Origin of the sequence: Dorea sp. YH-dor226 (assembly GCF_039832105.1) — a bacterium.
GTDB lineage: Bacteria > Bacillota > Clostridia > Lachnospirales > Lachnospiraceae > Dorea_A.
This window is the reverse complement of record NZ_JBDOHS010000001.1, coordinates 14,792-33,372: the sequence shown is the minus strand read 5'-3', so window position 1 is coordinate 33,372 and position 18,581 is coordinate 14,792. Positions and strand designations below refer to the sequence as shown.

The 18,581-nt window shown below is 42.6% G+C and carries 25 protein-coding genes; 24 read left to right on the top strand and 1 reads right to left on the bottom strand.

Annotated features, from left to right (window positions below; translation table 11 throughout):
* Positions 1-44: 44 nt before the first annotated feature.
* The 24 genes from ABE547_RS00195 to ABE547_RS00080 all read left to right on the top strand — a co-directional run bounded on the left by ABE547_RS00195 (position 45) and on the right by ABE547_RS00080 (position 17,865).
* Positions 45-626, top strand: a complete 582-nt coding sequence (locus ABE547_RS00195) for a helix-turn-helix domain-containing protein (RefSeq protein ID WP_347376891.1) — start codon at positions 45-47, stop codon at positions 624-626.
* A gap of 26 nt (positions 627-652) precedes the next feature.
* Positions 653-1,351 carry a hypothetical protein gene (locus ABE547_RS00190; RefSeq protein ID WP_347376890.1) on the top strand — a complete coding sequence of 233 codons (699 nt, stop codon included), beginning with the start codon at positions 653-655 and terminating at the stop codon, positions 1,349-1,351.
* 157 nt (positions 1,352-1,508) lie between these two features.
* Entirely contained in the window at positions 1,509-1,871 is a 363-nt protein-coding gene (locus ABE547_RS00185; protein WP_347376889.1) for a VOC family protein, read from the top strand.
* 25 nt (positions 1,872-1,896) lie between these two features.
* Positions 1,897-2,850 carry an aldo/keto reductase gene (locus ABE547_RS00180; RefSeq protein WP_347376888.1) on the top strand — a complete coding sequence of 318 codons (954 nt, stop codon included), beginning with the start codon at positions 1,897-1,899 and terminating at the stop codon, positions 2,848-2,850.
* 193 nt (positions 2,851-3,043) lie between these two features.
* Positions 3,044-3,538 carry a helix-turn-helix domain-containing protein gene (locus ABE547_RS00175; RefSeq protein ID WP_347376887.1) on the top strand — a complete coding sequence of 165 codons (495 nt, stop codon included), beginning with the start codon at positions 3,044-3,046 and terminating at the stop codon, positions 3,536-3,538.
* 228 nt (positions 3,539-3,766) lie between these two features.
* On the top strand, positions 3,767-4,471 hold the full coding sequence (locus tag ABE547_RS00170; protein ID WP_347376886.1) for a lantibiotic protection ABC transporter ATP-binding protein: 705 nt from the start codon (positions 3,767-3,769) through the stop codon (positions 4,469-4,471).
* On the top strand, positions 4,468-5,235 hold the full coding sequence (locus ABE547_RS00165; protein WP_347376885.1) for a lantibiotic immunity ABC transporter MutE/EpiE family permease subunit: 768 nt from the start codon (positions 4,468-4,470) through the stop codon (positions 5,233-5,235). Before ABE547_RS00170 ends, ABE547_RS00165 begins: the two co-directional genes overlap by 4 nt.
* Positions 5,232-5,987, top strand: a complete 756-nt coding sequence (locus ABE547_RS00160) for a lantibiotic immunity ABC transporter MutG family permease subunit (protein ID WP_347376884.1) — start codon at positions 5,232-5,234, stop codon at positions 5,985-5,987. Before ABE547_RS00165 ends, ABE547_RS00160 begins: the two co-directional genes overlap by 4 nt.
* On the top strand, positions 5,980-6,639 hold the full coding sequence (locus ABE547_RS00155) for a response regulator transcription factor (protein WP_347376883.1): 660 nt from the start codon (positions 5,980-5,982) through the stop codon (positions 6,637-6,639). Before ABE547_RS00160 ends, ABE547_RS00155 begins: the two co-directional genes overlap by 8 nt.
* Entirely contained in the window at positions 6,630-8,030 is a 1,401-nt protein-coding gene (locus ABE547_RS00150; RefSeq protein WP_347376882.1) for a HAMP domain-containing sensor histidine kinase, read from the top strand. Before ABE547_RS00155 ends, ABE547_RS00150 begins: the two co-directional genes overlap by 10 nt.
* 253 nt (positions 8,031-8,283) lie before the next feature.
* Positions 8,284-8,376, top strand: coding sequence for a putative holin-like toxin (locus tag ABE547_RS00145; RefSeq protein ID WP_347376881.1), 93 nt, complete (start codon positions 8,284-8,286; stop codon positions 8,374-8,376).
* Positions 8,377-8,556: 180 nt separating this feature from the next.
* On the top strand, positions 8,557-9,033 hold the full coding sequence (locus tag ABE547_RS00140) for a GNAT family N-acetyltransferase (RefSeq protein ID WP_347376880.1): 477 nt from the start codon (positions 8,557-8,559) through the stop codon (positions 9,031-9,033).
* A gap of 56 nt (positions 9,034-9,089) precedes the next feature.
* Positions 9,090-9,347, top strand: a complete 258-nt coding sequence (locus ABE547_RS00135) for a TfoX/Sxy family protein (protein ID WP_347376879.1) — start codon at positions 9,090-9,092, stop codon at positions 9,345-9,347.
* Between the two features lie 40 nt (positions 9,348-9,387).
* Positions 9,388-10,185 (top strand): carbon-nitrogen hydrolase family protein, encoded by a 798-nt coding sequence (locus tag ABE547_RS00130; protein WP_347376878.1) that lies wholly within the window; start codon positions 9,388-9,390, stop codon positions 10,183-10,185.
* A 113-nt stretch (positions 10,186-10,298) separates the two neighbouring features.
* Complete coding sequence (locus ABE547_RS00125) at positions 10,299-10,793, top strand: hypothetical protein (RefSeq protein ID WP_347376877.1); 495 nt, start codon at positions 10,299-10,301, stop codon at positions 10,791-10,793.
* A 132-nt stretch (positions 10,794-10,925) separates the two neighbouring features.
* Positions 10,926-11,780, top strand: coding sequence for a patatin family protein (locus ABE547_RS00120; protein ID WP_347376876.1), 855 nt, complete (start codon positions 10,926-10,928; stop codon positions 11,778-11,780).
* Between the two features lie 45 nt (positions 11,781-11,825).
* Positions 11,826-12,335, top strand: a complete 510-nt coding sequence (locus tag ABE547_RS00115) for a GNAT family N-acetyltransferase (protein WP_347376875.1) — start codon at positions 11,826-11,828, stop codon at positions 12,333-12,335.
* A gap of 66 nt (positions 12,336-12,401) precedes the next feature.
* Positions 12,402-12,818 carry a YjdF family protein gene (locus ABE547_RS00110; protein WP_347376874.1) on the top strand — a complete coding sequence of 139 codons (417 nt, stop codon included), beginning with the start codon at positions 12,402-12,404 and terminating at the stop codon, positions 12,816-12,818.
* Between the two features lie 29 nt (positions 12,819-12,847).
* Positions 12,848-13,174, top strand: coding sequence for a sigma-70 factor domain-containing protein (locus ABE547_RS00105; RefSeq protein ID WP_347376873.1), 327 nt, complete (start codon positions 12,848-12,850; stop codon positions 13,172-13,174).
* A 47-nt stretch (positions 13,175-13,221) separates the two neighbouring features.
* Complete coding sequence (locus ABE547_RS00100; RefSeq protein ID WP_347376872.1) at positions 13,222-13,950, top strand: GNAT family N-acetyltransferase; 729 nt, start codon at positions 13,222-13,224, stop codon at positions 13,948-13,950.
* Positions 13,950-15,278: a replication-associated recombination protein A gene (locus tag ABE547_RS00095; RefSeq protein WP_347376871.1), complete on the top strand. Its 1,329-nt coding sequence runs from the start codon at positions 13,950-13,952 to the stop codon at positions 15,276-15,278. The genes ABE547_RS00100 and ABE547_RS00095 overlap by 1 nt, the downstream gene beginning before the upstream one ends.
* Positions 15,279-15,380: 102 nt before the next feature.
* Positions 15,381-15,863 (top strand): sigma-70 family RNA polymerase sigma factor, encoded by a 483-nt coding sequence (locus tag ABE547_RS00090; RefSeq protein WP_347376870.1) that lies wholly within the window; start codon positions 15,381-15,383, stop codon positions 15,861-15,863.
* A complete protein-coding gene (locus ABE547_RS00085; RefSeq protein ID WP_347376869.1) occupies positions 15,853-16,830 on the top strand; it encodes a DUF4825 domain-containing protein in 978 nt (325 codons plus the stop codon). Before ABE547_RS00090 ends, ABE547_RS00085 begins: the two co-directional genes overlap by 11 nt.
* A gap of 147 nt (positions 16,831-16,977) precedes the next feature.
* Positions 16,978-17,865: a YitT family protein gene (locus ABE547_RS00080; RefSeq protein WP_347376868.1), complete on the top strand. Its 888-nt coding sequence runs from the start codon at positions 16,978-16,980 to the stop codon at positions 17,863-17,865.
* 117 nt (positions 17,866-17,982) lie between these two features.
* On the opposite strand, the gene rbr is transcribed toward ABE547_RS00080, so the two are convergent.
* Positions 17,983-18,558 (bottom strand): rubrerythrin, encoded by a 576-nt coding sequence (gene rbr / locus ABE547_RS00075; protein ID WP_347377146.1) that lies wholly within the window; start codon positions 18,556-18,558, stop codon positions 17,983-17,985.
* Positions 18,559-18,581 lie beyond the last annotated feature (23 nt).

The window sequence follows — 18,581 nt, the reverse complement described above, 5'->3', positions numbered from 1 at the left end:
CCTTGGGGTTGGGAGTGAAAATATGAAAAGGTAAGGTGTAGAGTATGAGTTATGTGACAGGAAAATTAATAAAAGAGTTAAGGGAAAAACGAAAGATTACGCAGAAAGAACTGGCAGAATCAATCAATGTCAGTGACAAAGCAGTGTCAAAATGGGAGACCGGGAAAGGACTTCCGGATATTGCCATCATGGAAGATCTTTCAAAAGCGCTGGGGGTATCAATCGCCGAGCTTTTGACAGGAGATCTGCGGGAAAATGAAAATACATCTGCCAATATGAAGAAGATGCATTTTTATGTATGTCCGGTCTGTGGCAATATTATTACATCGGTCGGAAGAGGATCTTTTTCCTGCTGCGGGATCACACTTCCGGAGCAGGAGCCGGAAGCATGTGATGAAGAACACGGGATTCTGCTGGAGACGATCGACAATGAATATCATGTGTCGATGGAACATCCGATGCATAAGTCACACTATGTATCATTTATCGCATATGTTACATCTGATGGTGCAGAGATCGTGAAACTATATCCGGAACAGGATATCTCAGTGAGATTCCGAAAAAAAGGGCATGGTTTGATGTATGCTTACTGTAACAGACACGGAATGTATCGACTGCATGTGTAGAGAGAATCTTACGGGAGGAATAACAGATGTGTACAAGTATTGTTTATAATGGAAACAAGACAATGATAGGATGGAATCTGGATATTCTGGATATGGAATATCAGGTGATGGCAAATCAACGGGCAGTATATATTGCCATCAACGATGCGAAAGAAGGATGGATGCCTTTATTCGGGGCAAATGCGAGAGGCGACTTTGTTGCAATGCCGACCTGCTGGCCGTTCGACCAGAGAAGTGATCCGTCGGATCCGGAGGCAGAGAATATTATTCATCTCGATATTGATTTGTTGCTTGAGAAGAAAACATTTGGACAGATCAGAGAAATTGTTGAAAACAGAGAGATTGTCAGTGTCCCCGGTGTGACATTTCAGGCACAGCTTTCAGATGGAAACGGAAATGTTCTGCAGATCATTCCGGGACAGGGGTACAGATATCTGGAACACCCGGCATATTCGGTCCTGACCAATTTCTCACCTTTTAAAGGAGACAGTGAAAGACATCCATGGATGGGACTGGACCGGTATGAGACGGCTACAGCAATGCTGGAAAGCGCTGACAGTGGCTTTGATGCAGAAGATTGCTTTCGGGTCTTAAAAGCAACAGCCCAGACGGTCTGTCCGACGGTAGTTTCCATGGTATATGATGTGACAGACCGCGTAGTATACTGGTGCGAGAACCGGGAATGGGATCAGATTCAGCAAAAATGTTTTGAAATGGGCGAATAGGAAAAAATATGCAATCTGACTCAAAGGGTATGAAAGGGTTGAAATATTTTGTTCGCCCAATCCAGTAAAATGGTGTAAGATTAGAGAAAGCAATACCTGAAGAAATACTTACTTGAAGAAATACTTGAAATGAAGGAGTAAAGAGGAGGCTGAGATTATGAAGTTGAAAAATGTGCTGATTGTTGTAAAAGATATAGAAAGATCAAAGAAATTCTATCATGATTTATTTGGTCTGGATGTGATTGTGGATAATGACGGGAATGTAATAATGACGGAAGGACTTGTGCTTCAGGAGGAATCGATCTGGAAGAAATTCATCGGAAAAGATGTTATCCCGGAAAACAATTCCAGTGAGTTGTATTTTGAAGAGAAAGAAATAGAAGCTTTCGCTGACAAACTTGATAAATATCAGCCGCCTGTAAAATATGTCAACAGATTGATGACACATTCCTGGGGACAGAAAGTAATTCGATTCTACGATCCGGATGGGAATCTGATTGAAGTTGGAACACCGGTATAGGATGAATCAGAAGGGAGAAAGCAGAATGCGTTATAAAGAATTTGGAGCAACCGGAATGAAAGTGTCGGAGATGACACTGGGTACCTGGGGAATCGGAGGTGCCGGATGGGATGAGAATCCGGAGGATATCAGAAAGGACGCGATCCGGGCGGCCGTGGAAGCAGGGATTAATTTTATCGATACGGCGCCGGCTTATAATGCCGGACAGGCGGAGCGGTATATCGGAGATGTGCTGAATGATATGGGAGTAAGAAAGGAGATTTTTCTTGCAACAAAGTGTGGGAATGACTTTATTGACGGGAAATATGTCCGCTGCGGAAGACCGGAAAAGATCATGCAGCAGTGTGAAAACTCACTTCGAAATCTTAAGACAGATTACATTGATCTGTATCTGGTACACTGGCCGGATCCGAATGTCCCGCTTGCAGAGACAATCGGTGCGCTCAGTGAACTGAAAAAACAGGGGAAGATTCTGCATGTCGGAGTATCCAATTTTACGATTGAACAGATCCGGGAAGTACAAAAATATTGTGAGATAGAAGCGTATCAGCCGCAATATTCCATGGTTGCACGGGAATATGAACCACAGATTCGCTGGGCAGCAGACCAGGGAATGGGAGTGATGACGTACGGTTCACTGGGAGGCGGGATACTAACAGGGGCTTATCGGGCCATTCAGGAATATGCGCCAAGTGACAACCGGAATCGTTTTTATCCGTATTTCCGGGAACCAATGTTTTCAAAAGTGATGATGCTTGTGGAGGTGCTGGATCGGATCGCGGAGGAAAGAGGTGTGCCACAGGCACAGATTGCATTGAACTGGACGATGAGAAAACCATTTATTTCAACCTGTATAGTAGGGGCACAGAGCAGAAAAAAGATAGAGGAAAATTGCGCCTGCTTTGGCTGGGAACTGAGTGACGAAGAAGAAAAGATGCTGGATGCAGCGATTGATAAATATCTGGGTGTAAACAATTAACATTAAAATCATTGACCAGATGTGAAAAACTAGAGTTAAAAGAGCAGAAAAAACCATCGAGATAAAATCATATCTAAAGAAAACTGGACAAGTGGTGTCTCATACAGAAAAAACAGGGCATTGCTCACTTTGTGTCCTGTACATATGAGATACTTGTGAGGTATGCTTTCCCCGGAAAGGAGGACAAAGGATCATGGATCAACAAAAAATCGGAAGGTTTCTCAAAGACCTTCGGAAAGAAAAGAATCTTACACAGGAACAGCTTGCAGAACGGTTTCAGATATCCAGAAGAACCGTATCAAGATGGGAAACGGGCAGCAATCTGCCGGATCTGGATATTCTGATTGAAATGGCTGATTATTATGATGTGGATCTGAGAGAACTACTTGATGGAGAAAGGAAAAGTGAGAAAATGAATAAGGAATTAGAAGAAACTGTATTAAAAGTAGCTGATTATAGTAATGAGGAAAAACAGAAATTAACAAAACGTATGCACTGGCTGTTTATCGGCGGGTTTATTGCGGCAGTGATCTACGTGGTCTTGGTTTTTACAGATCATTCGAATAATTTTCTGGGTGGAATGTGTCTGGGTATCACTTTTGGAATGATGATCGTAGGTGTAATCATGACCAGTAAATATGCGGCAAGGATCAGAGCGTATAAAATGAGACTTCTTCACAGACAATAGAGAGCCAATTGAACTGAAGAGATACATGGCAGGATAATCTTTAAAGAGAAATTTATTGACAGGGCAAAGAATGGTAAATTGTATAAAAAGCGAAACCGATGAACTTGTGATATACCTCACAGTTCATCGGTTTTGTGTTATAGACGAGGAAGATTTTTCCACCCTTATAAATTCCTTAGAATTGTTTTTTACACTGATAGTAGAAATACAAAACAGGAGGTTTTTGAAATGGAAGATCATATCATTGTAGTTAAGAATCTTTCAAAGAAATTTAAAGGGCAGAAGGTCTTAAAAGAAGTCACAATGAAAATCCCGGAAAATTGTGTGTATGGACTTTTAGGACCGAATGGTGCGGGAAAGTCTACGCTTTTAAAAATGATGACAGGGCTTTTGCGCCCGACTTCAGGAGGAATTTTCTTTCAGGGACATAGATGGTCACGGAAGGACTTGTCTGAGATCGGCGCACTGATTGAGACACCTCCCATCTATGAGAATCTGACGGCATGGGAGAATCTGAAGGTACGTGCATTGCTTCTGGGTGTCAGTGAGGAACGAATGCACGAAGTGCTTACCTTGACGGATCTCGCGGATACGGGAAGGAAAAAGGCAGGAGCGTTTTCTTTGGGAATGAAACAGCGGCTTGGAATTGCACTTGCACTTTTGAACAATCCGAAGCTTCTGGTACTGGATGAGCCAATCAATGGGCTGGATCCGCTGGGAATACAGGAATTGCGGGAACTGATCCGAAGCTTTCCCAAAAAAGGGATAACGGTAATCTTGTCCAGCCATATTTTGAGTGAGATTCAACAGACGGCGGATTATATCGGAATTATTTCAGAAGGAAAGCTTGGATTTGAAGGAAAGATGGAGGAACAGGAAGATCTGGAAGCATTATTTATGGAAGTAGTAGCGAAAGGACGGGAAGAAAGATGAAACAGTATTTTTTAGCAGAAAGATTAAAGTACCGCCATACATCCATGAATGTCATCACCGTTATGATGCCGCTGATCACGGTACTGCTGGCTGCCTGGCTGACACATACATTTTTTGCGGTGGACAGTTATAACTGGTGGTATATGGGATTATATCCGGGATATATCGGAATCCTCTGCAGTATGATCGGGGGAAAGGATAAAAGGAAAAAGAATCATACCATCTGGTCTTTGCCGTGCAGTATGGGAAAGATATGGGATGCTAAGATACTGGTAGGAGCTGTGGTATCAGGAATCTCGGTTCTATGCGTTGTACTGCTGACTGTTCTGATTGGAAAAGGAATGGAGTGGGCATTTCATATGGAATATATTGTGTCACCGTCAATTGGCATGCAGATTCTGGCTGGAATTGTGATGTGGGTAACCACACTTTGGCAGATTCCGTTTTGCCTGTTCCTGAGCCAGAAAATGGGAACTTTTCTGATGCTTTTGATTCATGTGGGATCCTATTCGGTTATAACTGTGATTGTTTCTTTGAAGTCATGGTTTGCATTGTTCCCCGGAGCGATTACTGCACGGTTGATGTGCCCGATACTGGGAGTCTTACCGAACGGTCTGCTATTACAGCCGGGACAGGTGACTTATTCTCCGGAGCTTGCCGGAATGAATAACTTACTGATCGGAATTCCGGCAGCGCTGATCTGGTTCTTTTTGCTCTGGTGGGGAAGCAGAACATGGTTTGAAAGGCAGGTGAGTTCCAGATGAAGGTCATGATTCAGGGAATACGTGCAGAATTTTTGAAAATGCGGCACACGTTTTTATATGCTTTTCATGTGGCGATTCCTCTGCTGGCAAGCAGTGTATTTCTTCTGTATTATCGATTTTCCGGATGGAGTGAACAGGCACAGATTGCGGGCTATATGGAAATCATTGGAATGGCACTGCCTTTTCTGGTCAGTATCATCTGTGCGGGTAATATTGGATTAGAAGAGCAGAATCATTTTCAGGTTTTTCTGGGGAGCTATGAGAATAAATGGAAAGGGCTGGCAGTAAAATGGCTGGTGCTTGTGGGAATGTGCCTGATGGCAATTGCCGGTGCAGTGATTTTGTTTGGCATGGGATACCATATGCTTCTTGGAAAAGAAGGTCTTTCCATAAGTAGGTATCTGTGGATGATTCTGGCATTGTTTCTGGGAAGTATGCCTTTGTATCTGGAACATTTATTTTTCAATCTCCGGTTCTCCCGAACCGTGTCCCAGTGTATTGGTGTAGCTCAATCCCTGTTATCGGGTCTGTTCCTCACCGGACTGGGAGATGGAAGATGGCAGTTTTTCCCCTGTACTTGGAGTGCAAGAGGAACCATGTTACTATACGGCAGGATAGAGCAGAATGAAACAGGCGGTCTGCTTTTTTATCTGAAGCATGAAGGAACAATCTGTTCATTGCTCTTCATTTTTCTGTGTGTCATAATTGGAATATGGATCTATTATTATGAAGGAAGGCAGTACAATGATTGAAATATTAGCAATCGATGATGACAGAGGAATCCTTGAAGTAATCCGCAAAGCGTTGTCAAGAGAAGGATACCTGGTAACGGTTCTGGATGATCCCTTGAAATTGAAGTATGAAATGCTGACGAAATATCAACTGATTCTTCTGGATGTGATGATGCCGGGAATGGATGGTTTCAGTCTGTGCCGGAAAATCCGCGATCGGGTAGACTGCCCTATCTTATTCCTGACTGCAAAGACGGCGGAAAAAGATCTGATGGAAGGACTGGGAATCGGCGGAGACGATTATATCACAAAGCCTTTCGGAATCGGGGAACTCCGTGCAAGAGTATCCGCACATCTTCGGAGAGAACATCGGGAGAAAAGACATATGATACACATTGGTGAGGTACAGTTCTCCCTGCAGGAGAAGCGGGTGTTCTGTCAGGATACAGAAGTATCTTTGACAAAAGGAGAGTATGAAATCTGTGAATATCTGGCACTGAACCGGGGACAGGTATTTTCAAAAGAACGGATTTTAGAGCATGTGTTTGGTTTTGATGGGGATAGCAACAGCTCCGCAATTACAGAACATGTCAAGAATATTAGGGCTAAGTTTCAGGTATTTGGGATGAATCCGATTGAAACTGTGTGGGGGGGTGGATATCGATGGAAGTAAATGGAAAGAAAGAAACTTTGGCGGGTCTGTTTTTAAGATTTGCAGTGCTGTTTTGTGTGATGACTGTCGTAATCGTTGGTGGAGTGACCCTGCTGTTGATTGGAAGTTCTTATTTGGGAGTAACCTTGCCGGCAAATTATGCAGAAGTTCAGTTGAACAAAAATATGCAGGAAATTCAGACTGCCGGAGAATTTCCTGAACAGTGGATCCCAAAGGGATGTACCTATGGTGTGTATACGGTAGATGGGACATGCAAGTCAGGAACATTTTCGGAAAACGAACAGGAAAATGCCTGGAATCATTATGAAAAGAAGAATATTTATGCTTCCAACGGAGAATATTTTCGTTTCATCAAGCAGAATACGGGTGATATCTGCATCGTAAAATATGATCTCCGCATGAAGTATTCTTTGAAAATGTTGAATGACGTTTTGCCTTCTCCGGAAGTCCTTTCTTTCATACTGGATGCGGTGCTTTTTATCCTGAATGCTGTATTTCTGTCCAGATATTTTGCGAAAAAACTGAACCGGCAGTTAGGAGAACTGCGTGGCGTAACGGAGAAGATAGCAGAGAATGATCTGGACTTTCCGGAAAAGTCATCAGAAATACTGGAGATAGATGAGGTAATGAATTCTCTTTCACATCTGAAATCTGCGCTGAAAGATTCCTTAAACCGACAATGGGATATGGAACGGCAGAAACAGGAACAGTTATCTTCTCTTGCACATGATATTAAAACGCCGCTCACGATCATCCGGGGAAATGCAGAGCTTCTGGAGGAGGGAAAATTATCTGCGGAAAACATGGAATGTACAGAAGATATTTTATCCAATGTGAAAGATATCGAAAAATATCTGGAGCGTATGAGACAGGTGTTGTCGGGAAGAGAACAGGAAAGAACAGAAGAAGTGATTACCTGTACCAGTCTGGGAGAAATGTTGCGGGAGACTGCATGTAAATTTGCTGCAGTCAAGAAAATTCCAGTCTCATTTCAGGCAGAAGTTCCCGATAGAGAGATGCTCTGCTGCACATCTGATATGCTCAGGGCATGGAATAATCTTTTAAGCAATGCAGTCGAATATACAGAGAAGGAAAAAGGAATTGAGGTAAGGATTCAGGGAAAAAGGCAGGGAAATCAGGAATATCTGGTAGCATCTGTCCGTGATTTCGGCTCCGGATTTACGGAAAAAGACCTCCAATACGCAGACAGTGCATTTTACAGTGGGGATGCCAGCCGTCATGATCGGACACATCAGGGTCTGGGACTTGCAATTGCAAAAAAATTTCTGAATGAGCAGGGCGGTTTCCTGCAATACGGGAATCATGCAGATGGTGGAGGAGAAGTGAGTATGTGGATCGTGTGTTGGAATGAAACGAAGCGCAAAGCATAAAGGTAAAATAAAACAGAAAATATATCTATAAAATCGACACAATCCGCCGAAAAAATTGTCTGTTACGGATATAGGAGACATTGTATAATGACAGTATAAACCGATAATTGCGATATCGTATTTTGTTCGTTAGACGGAAAGCAGGTCAGGGCAATGGAAGGATTTTCTGTTAATGTAGACATGTCATTAAAGCCTGGCGGCCTACCCTCTGGATTATTATGCTTTAAAGCATGAAAGAAAGGAGGGTGATAACATGGTTACATATTCTGATTTGATTCAGTTTTGTATATTAATGATTGCCCTTGTTGGTTTGTGTTATCAGATTTTCAAAGGAAAAAGAAAATAGCCGCCATTACTGCGAATAATGGCGACTGTTAAACAATACAGTTAGTATAATTCGGGTAAGCCGCATGCGGTTTCCCTTTTATATTAAATAATATAACATAGTTAATGAGTGGTTGCAATAAAATAGTTTTTTTTGTGATATCAATTATTTAGTAATTTTTATCAAAGGACGATAAAGCATATGAGAGATATAGATAAGGAAATGAAAGCAAAGGAAATCAGACTCGGAAGAGAAAGCGACATCCATGATTGGATGATTCTTATAGATAAAGTAAAGGCAAGCTTTCCGGGATTGGAAGCGGAAGAGGCTATGGAAGAGCATAAGGATACTGTTTTAAGTTTTATAAGAAAACAGTCTGCAATCTGTGCAATAAAAGATAACAAGATTGTCGGTACTCTTTTGTTTTCGAAAGAGAATCATATGCTTTGCTTTTTAGCGGTCGATGCAGAATATCGAAGACAGCATATTGCAGAAAAAATGGTATCTTATATGCTTACATTTATGGATCCTGAAGAAGATATTGTTGTTACGACATATCGGGAAGGTGTACCTGAAGGAATTGCGGCGAGAGCTTTTTACAAATGTTTGGGATTTACAGAAGGAAAACTGACGGAAGAATTTGGAAGTCCGGTTCAGGAATTTGTATTCAAGCGGTAGATTATAAATTGTCGAAATGAAGATGTCTATGTCAAATGCAAAAGGAGGATGCATCTATGGGAGAATTATCAAAGCTTCCGAATATCGGAAAACAGGTAGAAGAACAACTTGTCCGGGTTGGAATCAGTACTGCTGATCAATTAAAAGAAACCGGTGCGAAAGAGGCATGGCTTAAAATACAGGAAGTGGATGAATCGGCATGTATTCATCGACTGATGGCTCTTGAGGGTGCTATTCGGGGAGTGAAGAAGACGTTGCTGCCAGACGATGTAAAGACCGATTTGAAAAAATTCTATCAGGAACATAAAAAATAGAAGAATTATTTAATTCATTTTCGTTTTGGAGGTAAGAAAAATGAAATTAGCCATGTTCCAAATGGAAAATGCAGGTTCGATACAGAAGAATCTGGAAAAAAGTCTGAATGCAATAAAAAGAGCAGCCTCAGAGGGAGCAGATATGATTCTGTTCCCGGAAGTGCAGTTAACGGAGTTCTTCCCGCAGTATCCGGGAAAAGATGCATCTGCATATGGAGTATCTCTGGAATCAGAGGTTGTAAAAGCGTTTTGCGATACCTGCAGGGAATATCATATGATGGCAGTACCGAATATCTATCTGATCGAAAATGAAAAGTTCTATGATGCAAGCATATTGATTGATAAAGACGGTGCGATACTTGGCGTTCAGAAAATGGTTCACATTGCACAGGCAGAGAAGTTTTATGAACAGGACTATTATGAAGCATCAGATACTGGCTTTCAGGTATTTAACACAGACCTGGGTAGGATCGGAATTGTTGTATGCTTTGACCGTCATTATCCGGAGAGTATTCGTACGGAAGTGCTTATGGATGCTGAGCTGATCCTGATTCCGACGGTAAATACGAAGCAGGAACCCATGGACATGTTTGAGATGGAGCTTTGTGTACAGGCATTTCATAATAGTGTTGCAATTGCAATGTGCAATCGTGTCGGACGGGAAGATGCAATGGAATTTGCAGGGGAATCCCTGGTCGTATCTGCAGAAGGAAAAGCGATATTAAAAGCGGATGATACAGAGCAGATCCTTTATGCGGACATTGATCTGCAGGAGTCGGGGAGGATCCGTCAGATAAAACCGTACATTTCACTTCGAAGACCAGAATGCTACCTATAAAATAAACACATTGGTCTGCATTACCGGGCTATCCTGATTTTTATCGGAGAGCTATAATTGTGTTAAAGAAATAAGAATAATAGCGCTACTTAGAAAAGAAAGAAGGATGAAATATGAATTGGACAATTTACATAATAGAATGTTGTGTGCTTATTATTTTATTTACCGGATTGATTATGATCCCTCTCATCAGGAACCCAATCTGGTGGATTCACGATTATCCGAAAGATATTCAGGAAGCTTATTTTGAAAATCATGAGAGAATTCCGACACAGGCATTTAGTATACCTGTATTGTTGAAAAAGAGTTTTGCTTTGTTATTGGCACTCGCTATATTATCTGTATTGGTGGTGTGGGCCGGTGCAAGAGATTTCGCATCAGCCTTTCTGGCAAGCTATGGAATGTGGCTGTTGATCGACTGGTATGACTGCTTCTTTTTAGACTGGGTACTTTTTGCAAATATAAGATGTATTCGTCTTCCGGGAACAGAACATATGGATCAGGCCTACCATCAAAAGAAATATCATGTGATTCATTCCTTTATTGGGATGGCACTGGGAGTGATTCCGTGTCTGCTTACCGGATGCTGTATAATGGCGTTCTGCTAACAAAAATCATCAGAATGCAAAATAATGCCGATTGAGATATTTAGTGGTATAATGGAGATGTTGACTAGAGAAAGATTCCCATTTGAAAGAGCGGATATTGCTTTTGCAAGGATGGTATAAAAGGAGAAGTACATGAAGACAGGGTTAATATTAGAAGGTGGAGCTATGCGTGGAATGTTTACCGCCGGTGTTATGGATGTGATGCTGAGTCGACAGCTGGAATTCGATGGAGCGATCGGAGTGTCAGCGGGAGCCGCTTTTGGATGTAATTACAAGTCGAGGCAGATAGGTCGTGCGCTTCGTTATAATCTTAGATTTTGCAGGGACAGGCGCTACTGTAGTGTCCGGTCTCTTCTGACTACCGGCAATCTTTACAATACAGAGTTCTGTTATCATGAAGTACCACTAAAATACGATGTATTTGATTTTGATACATACAGGGAGAATCCGATGGATTTCTATGTGGTCTGTACTGATATTGAGACCGGTGAGGCGGTTTATCATAAGTATGAAGGTGAGAAAGAACAGGGCTTTGACTGGATTCGTGCTTCTGCGTCTATGCCGGTCGTATCGCAGATTGTTGAGATTGATGGAAGGAAGCTGCTGGATGGCGGAATTGCAGATTCTATTCCGATCAGATATTTTGAACAAATCGGATATGAGAAAAATGTGATTATCCTTACCCGTCCGTTGGACTACCGGAAAAAGAAAGCAGGTATCATGCCGCTGATCAGAAGACAGTATAAGGCTTATCCAAAGCTGGTTGAGGCAATGGAGAAGCGGCATGAGATATATAATGAAACACTTGAGTATATTATAAGAGGAGAACGGGAAGGAAGATTCCTTGTCATTCGACCGGAACAGGCTCTGCCGGTCAGTCGTGTAGAAAAGAATCCACAGAAGCTGAAGGAGGCTTATGAAATAGGGAAGAAAACTGCACTGGACAGATGGGATGAGATCAGGAAGTTTGTGGATGCAGAGAAGTAGAATACTTTATCAACAGTTGGCAGAAGGAGAAGGTAGATTGAATCGATGATACTGGAAACTCAGAGACTATATCTGCGGGAAATGACACAGAGAGATTTTGGTGCATTGAGTCGAATCCTGCAGGATGAAGAAACGATGTATGCATATAATGGTGCATTTAATAACGAAGAAACACAGGAATGGCTTGACAGGCAGATTGCCAGATATCGAAAATATGGATTTGGTTTGTGGGCTGTAGTATTGAAAGAGACAGATGAAATGATCGGACAATGTGGGCTTACCATGCAGCCGTGGAATGGGCAGGAGGTACTTGAGATCGGTTATCTTTTGCAAAGAGCGTACTGGCATCAGGGGTATGCGACAGAAGCAGCGAAAGCCTGCCGAGAATATGCTTTCACGAAGCTGGATGCAGATGAGGTCTGTTCAATTATTCGGGATACCAATACAGCGTCGCAGAAGGTGGCTCTGAGGAATGGAATGTGTGTCAGGGATTCTTCAGTGAAGCATTACCGGGGTGTTGATATGCCGCATCATCGATATGTGATAGAGAGATAAGTGACCCTCCCTCCTTGGGTCGTCCGTTCTTTGCTTATCACACATATTTTTAAGGAGGGTTTCGTTATGGACAAGATAACGGAGAAACTGACCGTATTTTTTGAGGAGCCATTTTGGGTTGGATTATTTGAACGAATATCAGACGGGCAGCTTTCTGTCTGTAAAGTTACATTTGGTGCAGAGCCGAAAGACTATGATGTTCTGGAAGTAATTATCAGAAGGTATCACCGGTTGGTTTTCAGTCCATCTGTTGCAGTTATTGAGAAAGCGAGCACTGTCAACCCGAAAAGGAAACAGAAGATTGCGAGGAAGCAGACGCTTCAGACCGGTGTCGGGACAAAATCGCAGCAGGCGCTTAAGCTTCAAAGGGAAGAGATGAAGACGGAACGCAGGCAGATCAGCAGGGAAGAAAGAGAGGCCGAGAAGCAGCGTAAGTTTGAATTGAAGCAACAGAAACGAAAAGAAAAGCACAGGGGCAGATGATGCCCCTGCAGGAAACGAGGTGGCTTGAAATGGTTTATATCAGTGTCGACGATTTTTTGGAAAAGGTAAGAGGTATTGAGGCTTTGAGTCGATCCGAAGAAGTGGAATGTGCAAAGCGGATGAAAGAGGGAGATATTGCCGCAAGAGAACGTCTGATTCAGGGATATCTGCCTTTTTTGGCAGGGTATATCAGACATCTTCCGAAGCACAGACAGAGTCTGGGACTGGTTCTTTATTGTCTTCAGGCATTGGAAAAGGCGGTGGATCATTTTAATTTTCTTCAGGACAGTGAACCATTTTCGCATCGTCTGAACTGGTATATACGTCAGGCTGTTACATCGTATATAGTAAGATAAATATTTTGAAATTGGATTAGGAATAAGATGAAGAGGTTGAGAGAAAAATGGGGAAAAAAGAAGTACAGTTAAAGACGAAGCGACTGATGATCCTGCCGATGACAGATGAAGAACTGGAGAATCTGATCCGGATGACGGATTCACCGGAGCTTAAGCAGGCATATCAGGAGATGCTGGACGGCTGCCGTCAGAATCAGGAGCAGCGTATCTGGTATACGGCATGGAAGATCTGCCTGAAAGAGAATAAAAAAGAGATTGGAAAGCAGATTGGAGATATCGGTTTCAAAGGTCCGGTGGAGCATTACAGTGTGGAGATCGGGTATGGAATTGATGCAGAGTATGAAGGAAATGGGTATGCGACGGAAGCCGCGAAAGCGATGATTGACTGGGCCATGTATCAGGAAAATGTATATTTTGTCGAAGCAGAGGTGGCTTCCGACAATATGGCATCCAGAAGAGTCCTGGAGAAATTATCTTTTCAGCCGGACGGTGTTGGAGAAGAAGGAGACCGGTTCGTTTTTGAGAAGGAAAGCACTTCATGGATGGCAATCTATATGCTTTTTGGACTCAGTATCGGACTTTCTTTTGGAAATCTGTCAGGAAATACAGCGACGGGAATGTGTCTTGGAATGGGAATCGGATTATGTATCGGAGCTGCAATGGATGCTTCCTTTAAAAAACAGCGGGAACAGATACGAAAAGAGCGGGAAGCAAAAAAGAAGCAGAGAGATACAGAGGAAGTTCTGGAATCATCAGAAAGGGATTGTGATATGTAATGGAGCAGATGTCACTGTTTGAAAATACCATACCGGAACCATTGGCAGCTCGCCTGCGTCCACAGAATCTGGAAGAATACGCAGGTCAGACTCATTTGCTGGGACCGGGAAAGGTACTCCGGCGCCTGATCGAAAGTGATCAGATCTCATCTATGATCTTTTGGGGTCCACCGGGGATCGGAAAGACAACACTTGCCCGGATCATTGCCAATCGAACGCATTCGGCATTCATTGATTTTTCGGCCGTGACAAGCGGAATAAAGGAGATCCGTACCGTGATGCAGCAGGCAGAGCAGAATCGATTTTGTGGGGAGCGGACTATCGTGTTCGTGGATGAGATTCATCGATTTAATAAAGCGCAGCAGGATGCATTCCTGCCATTTGTAGAAAAAGGCAGTATTATTCTGATCGGTGCGACAACGGAGAACCCGTCATTTGAGATTAACAGTGCGTTGCTTTCGAGATGTAAGGTGTTTGTCCTTCAGGCATTGAAGACAGAGGAAGTGAAGTTTCTGCTGGTGCGGGCACTGAGTGATTCCAGAGGATTTGGGGGACAGGATATCCGGATATCAGAGGATCTTTTGGATATGATAGCAAATTTTGCGAACGGAGATGCAAGAAATGCACTTTCCACACTGGAAATGGTAGTGCTGAACGGAGAACTCGACAGCAGAGGAACGGTGACTGTGACAAAGGAAACAGTTGAGCAGTGTACGTCGAAGAAATCCCTCCTTTATGATAAAAAAGGAGAAGAGCATTATAATCTGATCTCAGCACTTCATAAATCCATGCGAAATTCAGACCCCGATGCGGCGGTGTACTGGCTTGCCCGTATGCTGGAGGCCGGAGAAGATCCGCTTTATGTTGCCAGGCGTGTGACGAGATTTGCGAGTGAGGATGTAGGACTGGCAGATCCAAAGGCACTGGAGATTGCGGTGGCTGCCTATCAGGCATGTCACTTTATCGGAATGCCGGAGTGTTCGGTGCATCTGACACAGGCGGTGGTCTATATGGCGCTTGCACCCAAATCCAATGCGTTGTATGTTGCATATGAAGAAGCGAAAAAAGATGCAATACAGCAATTGGCTGAGCCGGTTCCGCTTGTAATCCGGAATGGAGTGACGGATCTGATGAAAGATCTGAATTATGGAAAAGGGTATCAGTATGCGCATGATACAAAAGAAAAACTGACGGATATGCAGTGCCTTCCGGATGCGCTCCTTGGAAGGGAGTATTACAGACCGGACGGACAGGGAATGGAAGAAACATATAAAGAACGGCTGGAAAAGATAAAGGAATGGAAAGCCGGTGTGCGGTGGCTGAAATAAAATGGCCATCGCATTTTTACTATAAAATATTTTGTGATATATTGTAACGAATCACCGAAAATATTCATTAACATGATAGAAGGAACGAAAGGAGGAGAGAATATGCAGCCGATGGATGAGATCTACCAGAAATATGCCAGAACCGTCTACAGATATCTGTTATCCAGAACAAGAGATGAAGATCTGGCGGAAGAACTTACGCAGGAGACATTCTGCCAGGCTATTCAAAGCATCGAGCGCTTTGACGGGAAATGCAGGCTGTCTACATGGCTTTGTGCGATTGCAAAGCATCAGCTGCTTTCTTATCAGCGAAAGCATCCTCCTCAGGAAGAACTGGAGAGATCACATTCTGTCATTGAATCGGCAGAAGATCAGGTGATCGGCTCTATGAAATATGTGGAGTTGATGAAAAGTCTGCATGTTTGCCCAGAACCTTTTCGTGAAATTCTGTATATGAGGATATTTGGAAATCTGTCTTTTAAAGAGATCGGAGAGATTATGGGAAAGACGGAAAACTGGGCGCGTGTTACCTATTATCGTGGAAAAGAAAAACTCAGGGAAGGATTGAGGAAAGATGAAGAATAAATTGCCATGTGAACTGATTCGGGATTTATTTCCACTATATGTTGAACAGTTGACGAGTGACGTTACAAACAGCCTGATAGAAGAGCATTTGGAAGATTGTGAATCATGCCAAAGAATACTGAGAACAATGAGAGAGCCTATGGAAGAGCCGATAAATACAGAGGAATTTCAGGAACTTGATTTTTTGAAAAAGACCAGAAAAAAGACCAGAAGAGTCATTCTTGGGATCAGTCTGATCATCATTGTCGTGGCAGCAGCGCTTTGGATCACAAAAGATTATGTGATCGGAATGCAGGTGAGCAGCGAATATATAGCGTGTTATGTAGAAGTTCAGGACAATGTACTGAATATATCCGGAAGAATGATAGATGAGAAACTGGACGTTTCAAAGGTACAGTTTTGTGAGGAAAATGGCGTGATCATTCTTTCTTTCCGGAGTGTCCGTAACAGTCCGATTTATGAAAATAAATTTGAAAAAAAATATATTGCATGCGATAAAATTACAGAGGTCAGGATTGATGACAGAATCATCTGGTCTAATGGAAGTTCTATATCGGCAATGACTTCATCCGTATACCATACCAGACATCCGTATATAGGAGATATGTCGGCAAACGGAAGTACTGTGACAGCATTGAATCTGGTGGGACAATTCGGAAACTTCACGAACGATTTGCAGACTGAGGAAGTGCCATATGAGTGGAAAATGATTTTTGCAGATTCTTTTCCGGAACATCTTAAGGCAGATGCCAGAGAAGAGCTGAAAGCATATGCGTATGTAATACTTGCTGTAATTGATAATCTGGACAGAGTGACCTATGAATATACGACAGACGGAGAAGCTTATGAACTGACGGTCACATCAGAAGATGCATCGGCATATGCCGGGCAGGATATTAAAGAGATTGGAGCAGATATCGTATTACTGCAGCAGTTGATGGAAAAGACAGGGCTTGTCGGTGACTGATTGTCCATTCTTACTTGTATGTGAATATTTTCCTTTTTGTTTGTGTTGTTCCGTCAGTTGATTTATAATATAGGTAATCGCTTCTGACACAGGAATTTCTCAAAATAATTAAATGAGAGAAAAACATACAAAAGGGGGGGATATGAAGTGAAGTATCTGGGGGATGCAAAAAAGAGAGAAAAAATGACGGAGTATGTTTGCTCTATAGCTGGAAATCTGATTTACAGTGCGGGGTTTAACCTTTTGATCGTACCTATGGGACTGTATAGCGGAGGATTTATGGGAATATCGCAGCTGACAGGGTTATTGTTAACCGAGGGCCTGCATCTTCCGATACCGCCGCAGCTTAATCTGACAGGTATTCTGTATTTTGTTTTTAATATTCCACTTTTTTACTTAGGATATCGATCTATGGGGAAAGGATTTACTGTGCGAACGTTGATTATGGTAGGTTTGATGAGTGCGTTTCTGGTTATCGTTCCGATTCCACAGACTCCGATCGTGGAAGATTATCTGACGGCGTGTATTATAGGCGGAATTGTATGCGGAGTAGGAAGTGGCCTGATACTCCGGGGCAGATCTTCAGCCGGTGGACCGGATATTATCGGTTTGTATTGCTCCAAAAAATTTCCTGGCTTCAGTGTCGGAAAAGTGACGATTATTCTCAATATCTTTGTGTATGGTGTCTGCCTGTTTTTATTTAATATTGAGATCGTGATCTATTCGCTTATATATGCAACTGTGTTCTCGCTTGCAGTTGACCGTGTACATATCCAGAATATCAATACCAGCGTTATGATCATTACAAAAAAACTGGGAATTTCAAAGGCAATTATGGAGCAGACCGGACGTGGAGTCACCAACTGGGATGGAGAAGGTGCGTACACACAAAAGACGGCATATATCTTATATGTTATGGTATCCAAGTACGAAGTGGCTCAGATTAAGAAGATCGTACATAGTATAGATCCGAATGCATTTATGATATTTACAGAAGGATGTTCTGTGGATGGTCATTTTGAAAAGAGATTGTAGAAATATAGGATCACTCAGATAACAACAGGTTCAAAAAATGTGTTTATTGCATTTTTGAACCTGTTGTTTTTCAGCACAAAAATTATTGTGGAGCTAATATATTTATACAGACAGTCTTTAATAATTTTCTTCGCGGATTTCAAAATAGATCTTGGAATAAGCGCATACCGGGCAGATTTCCGGAGCCTTTGTTCCTACTACGATATGACCGCAGTTACGGCATTCCCATACCTTAACTTCACTCTTTTCAAAAACAGATGCCGTTTCCACATTCTTCAGAAGCGCACGATACCGTTCTTCATGATGTTTTTCAATGGCACCTACCATACGGAATTTGGCAGCCAGTTCAGGGAAGCCTTCCTCTTCAGCAGTTTTTGCGAAGCCATCGTACATATCGGTCCATTCATAATTCTCACCGTCAGCGGCAGCGGCAAGGTTCGCAGCTGTATCACCGATTCCGTTCAACTCTCTGAACCACATCTTTGCATGCTCGCGTTCATTTTCAGCAGTTTTTAAAAATAATGCGGCAATCTGCTCCAAACCTTCCTCTTTTGCAACAGAAGCAAAGAAGGTGTATTTGTTTCTGGCTCCGGATTCACCGGAAAAAGCAGCCTGCAGATTCTTTTCTGTCTGAGTACCTGCATATTTGTTCTTATTTTCTGCTGTAATTAGTTCAAGCTTATCACCGGACATTCTGCAGCGTGGACATACTGGTG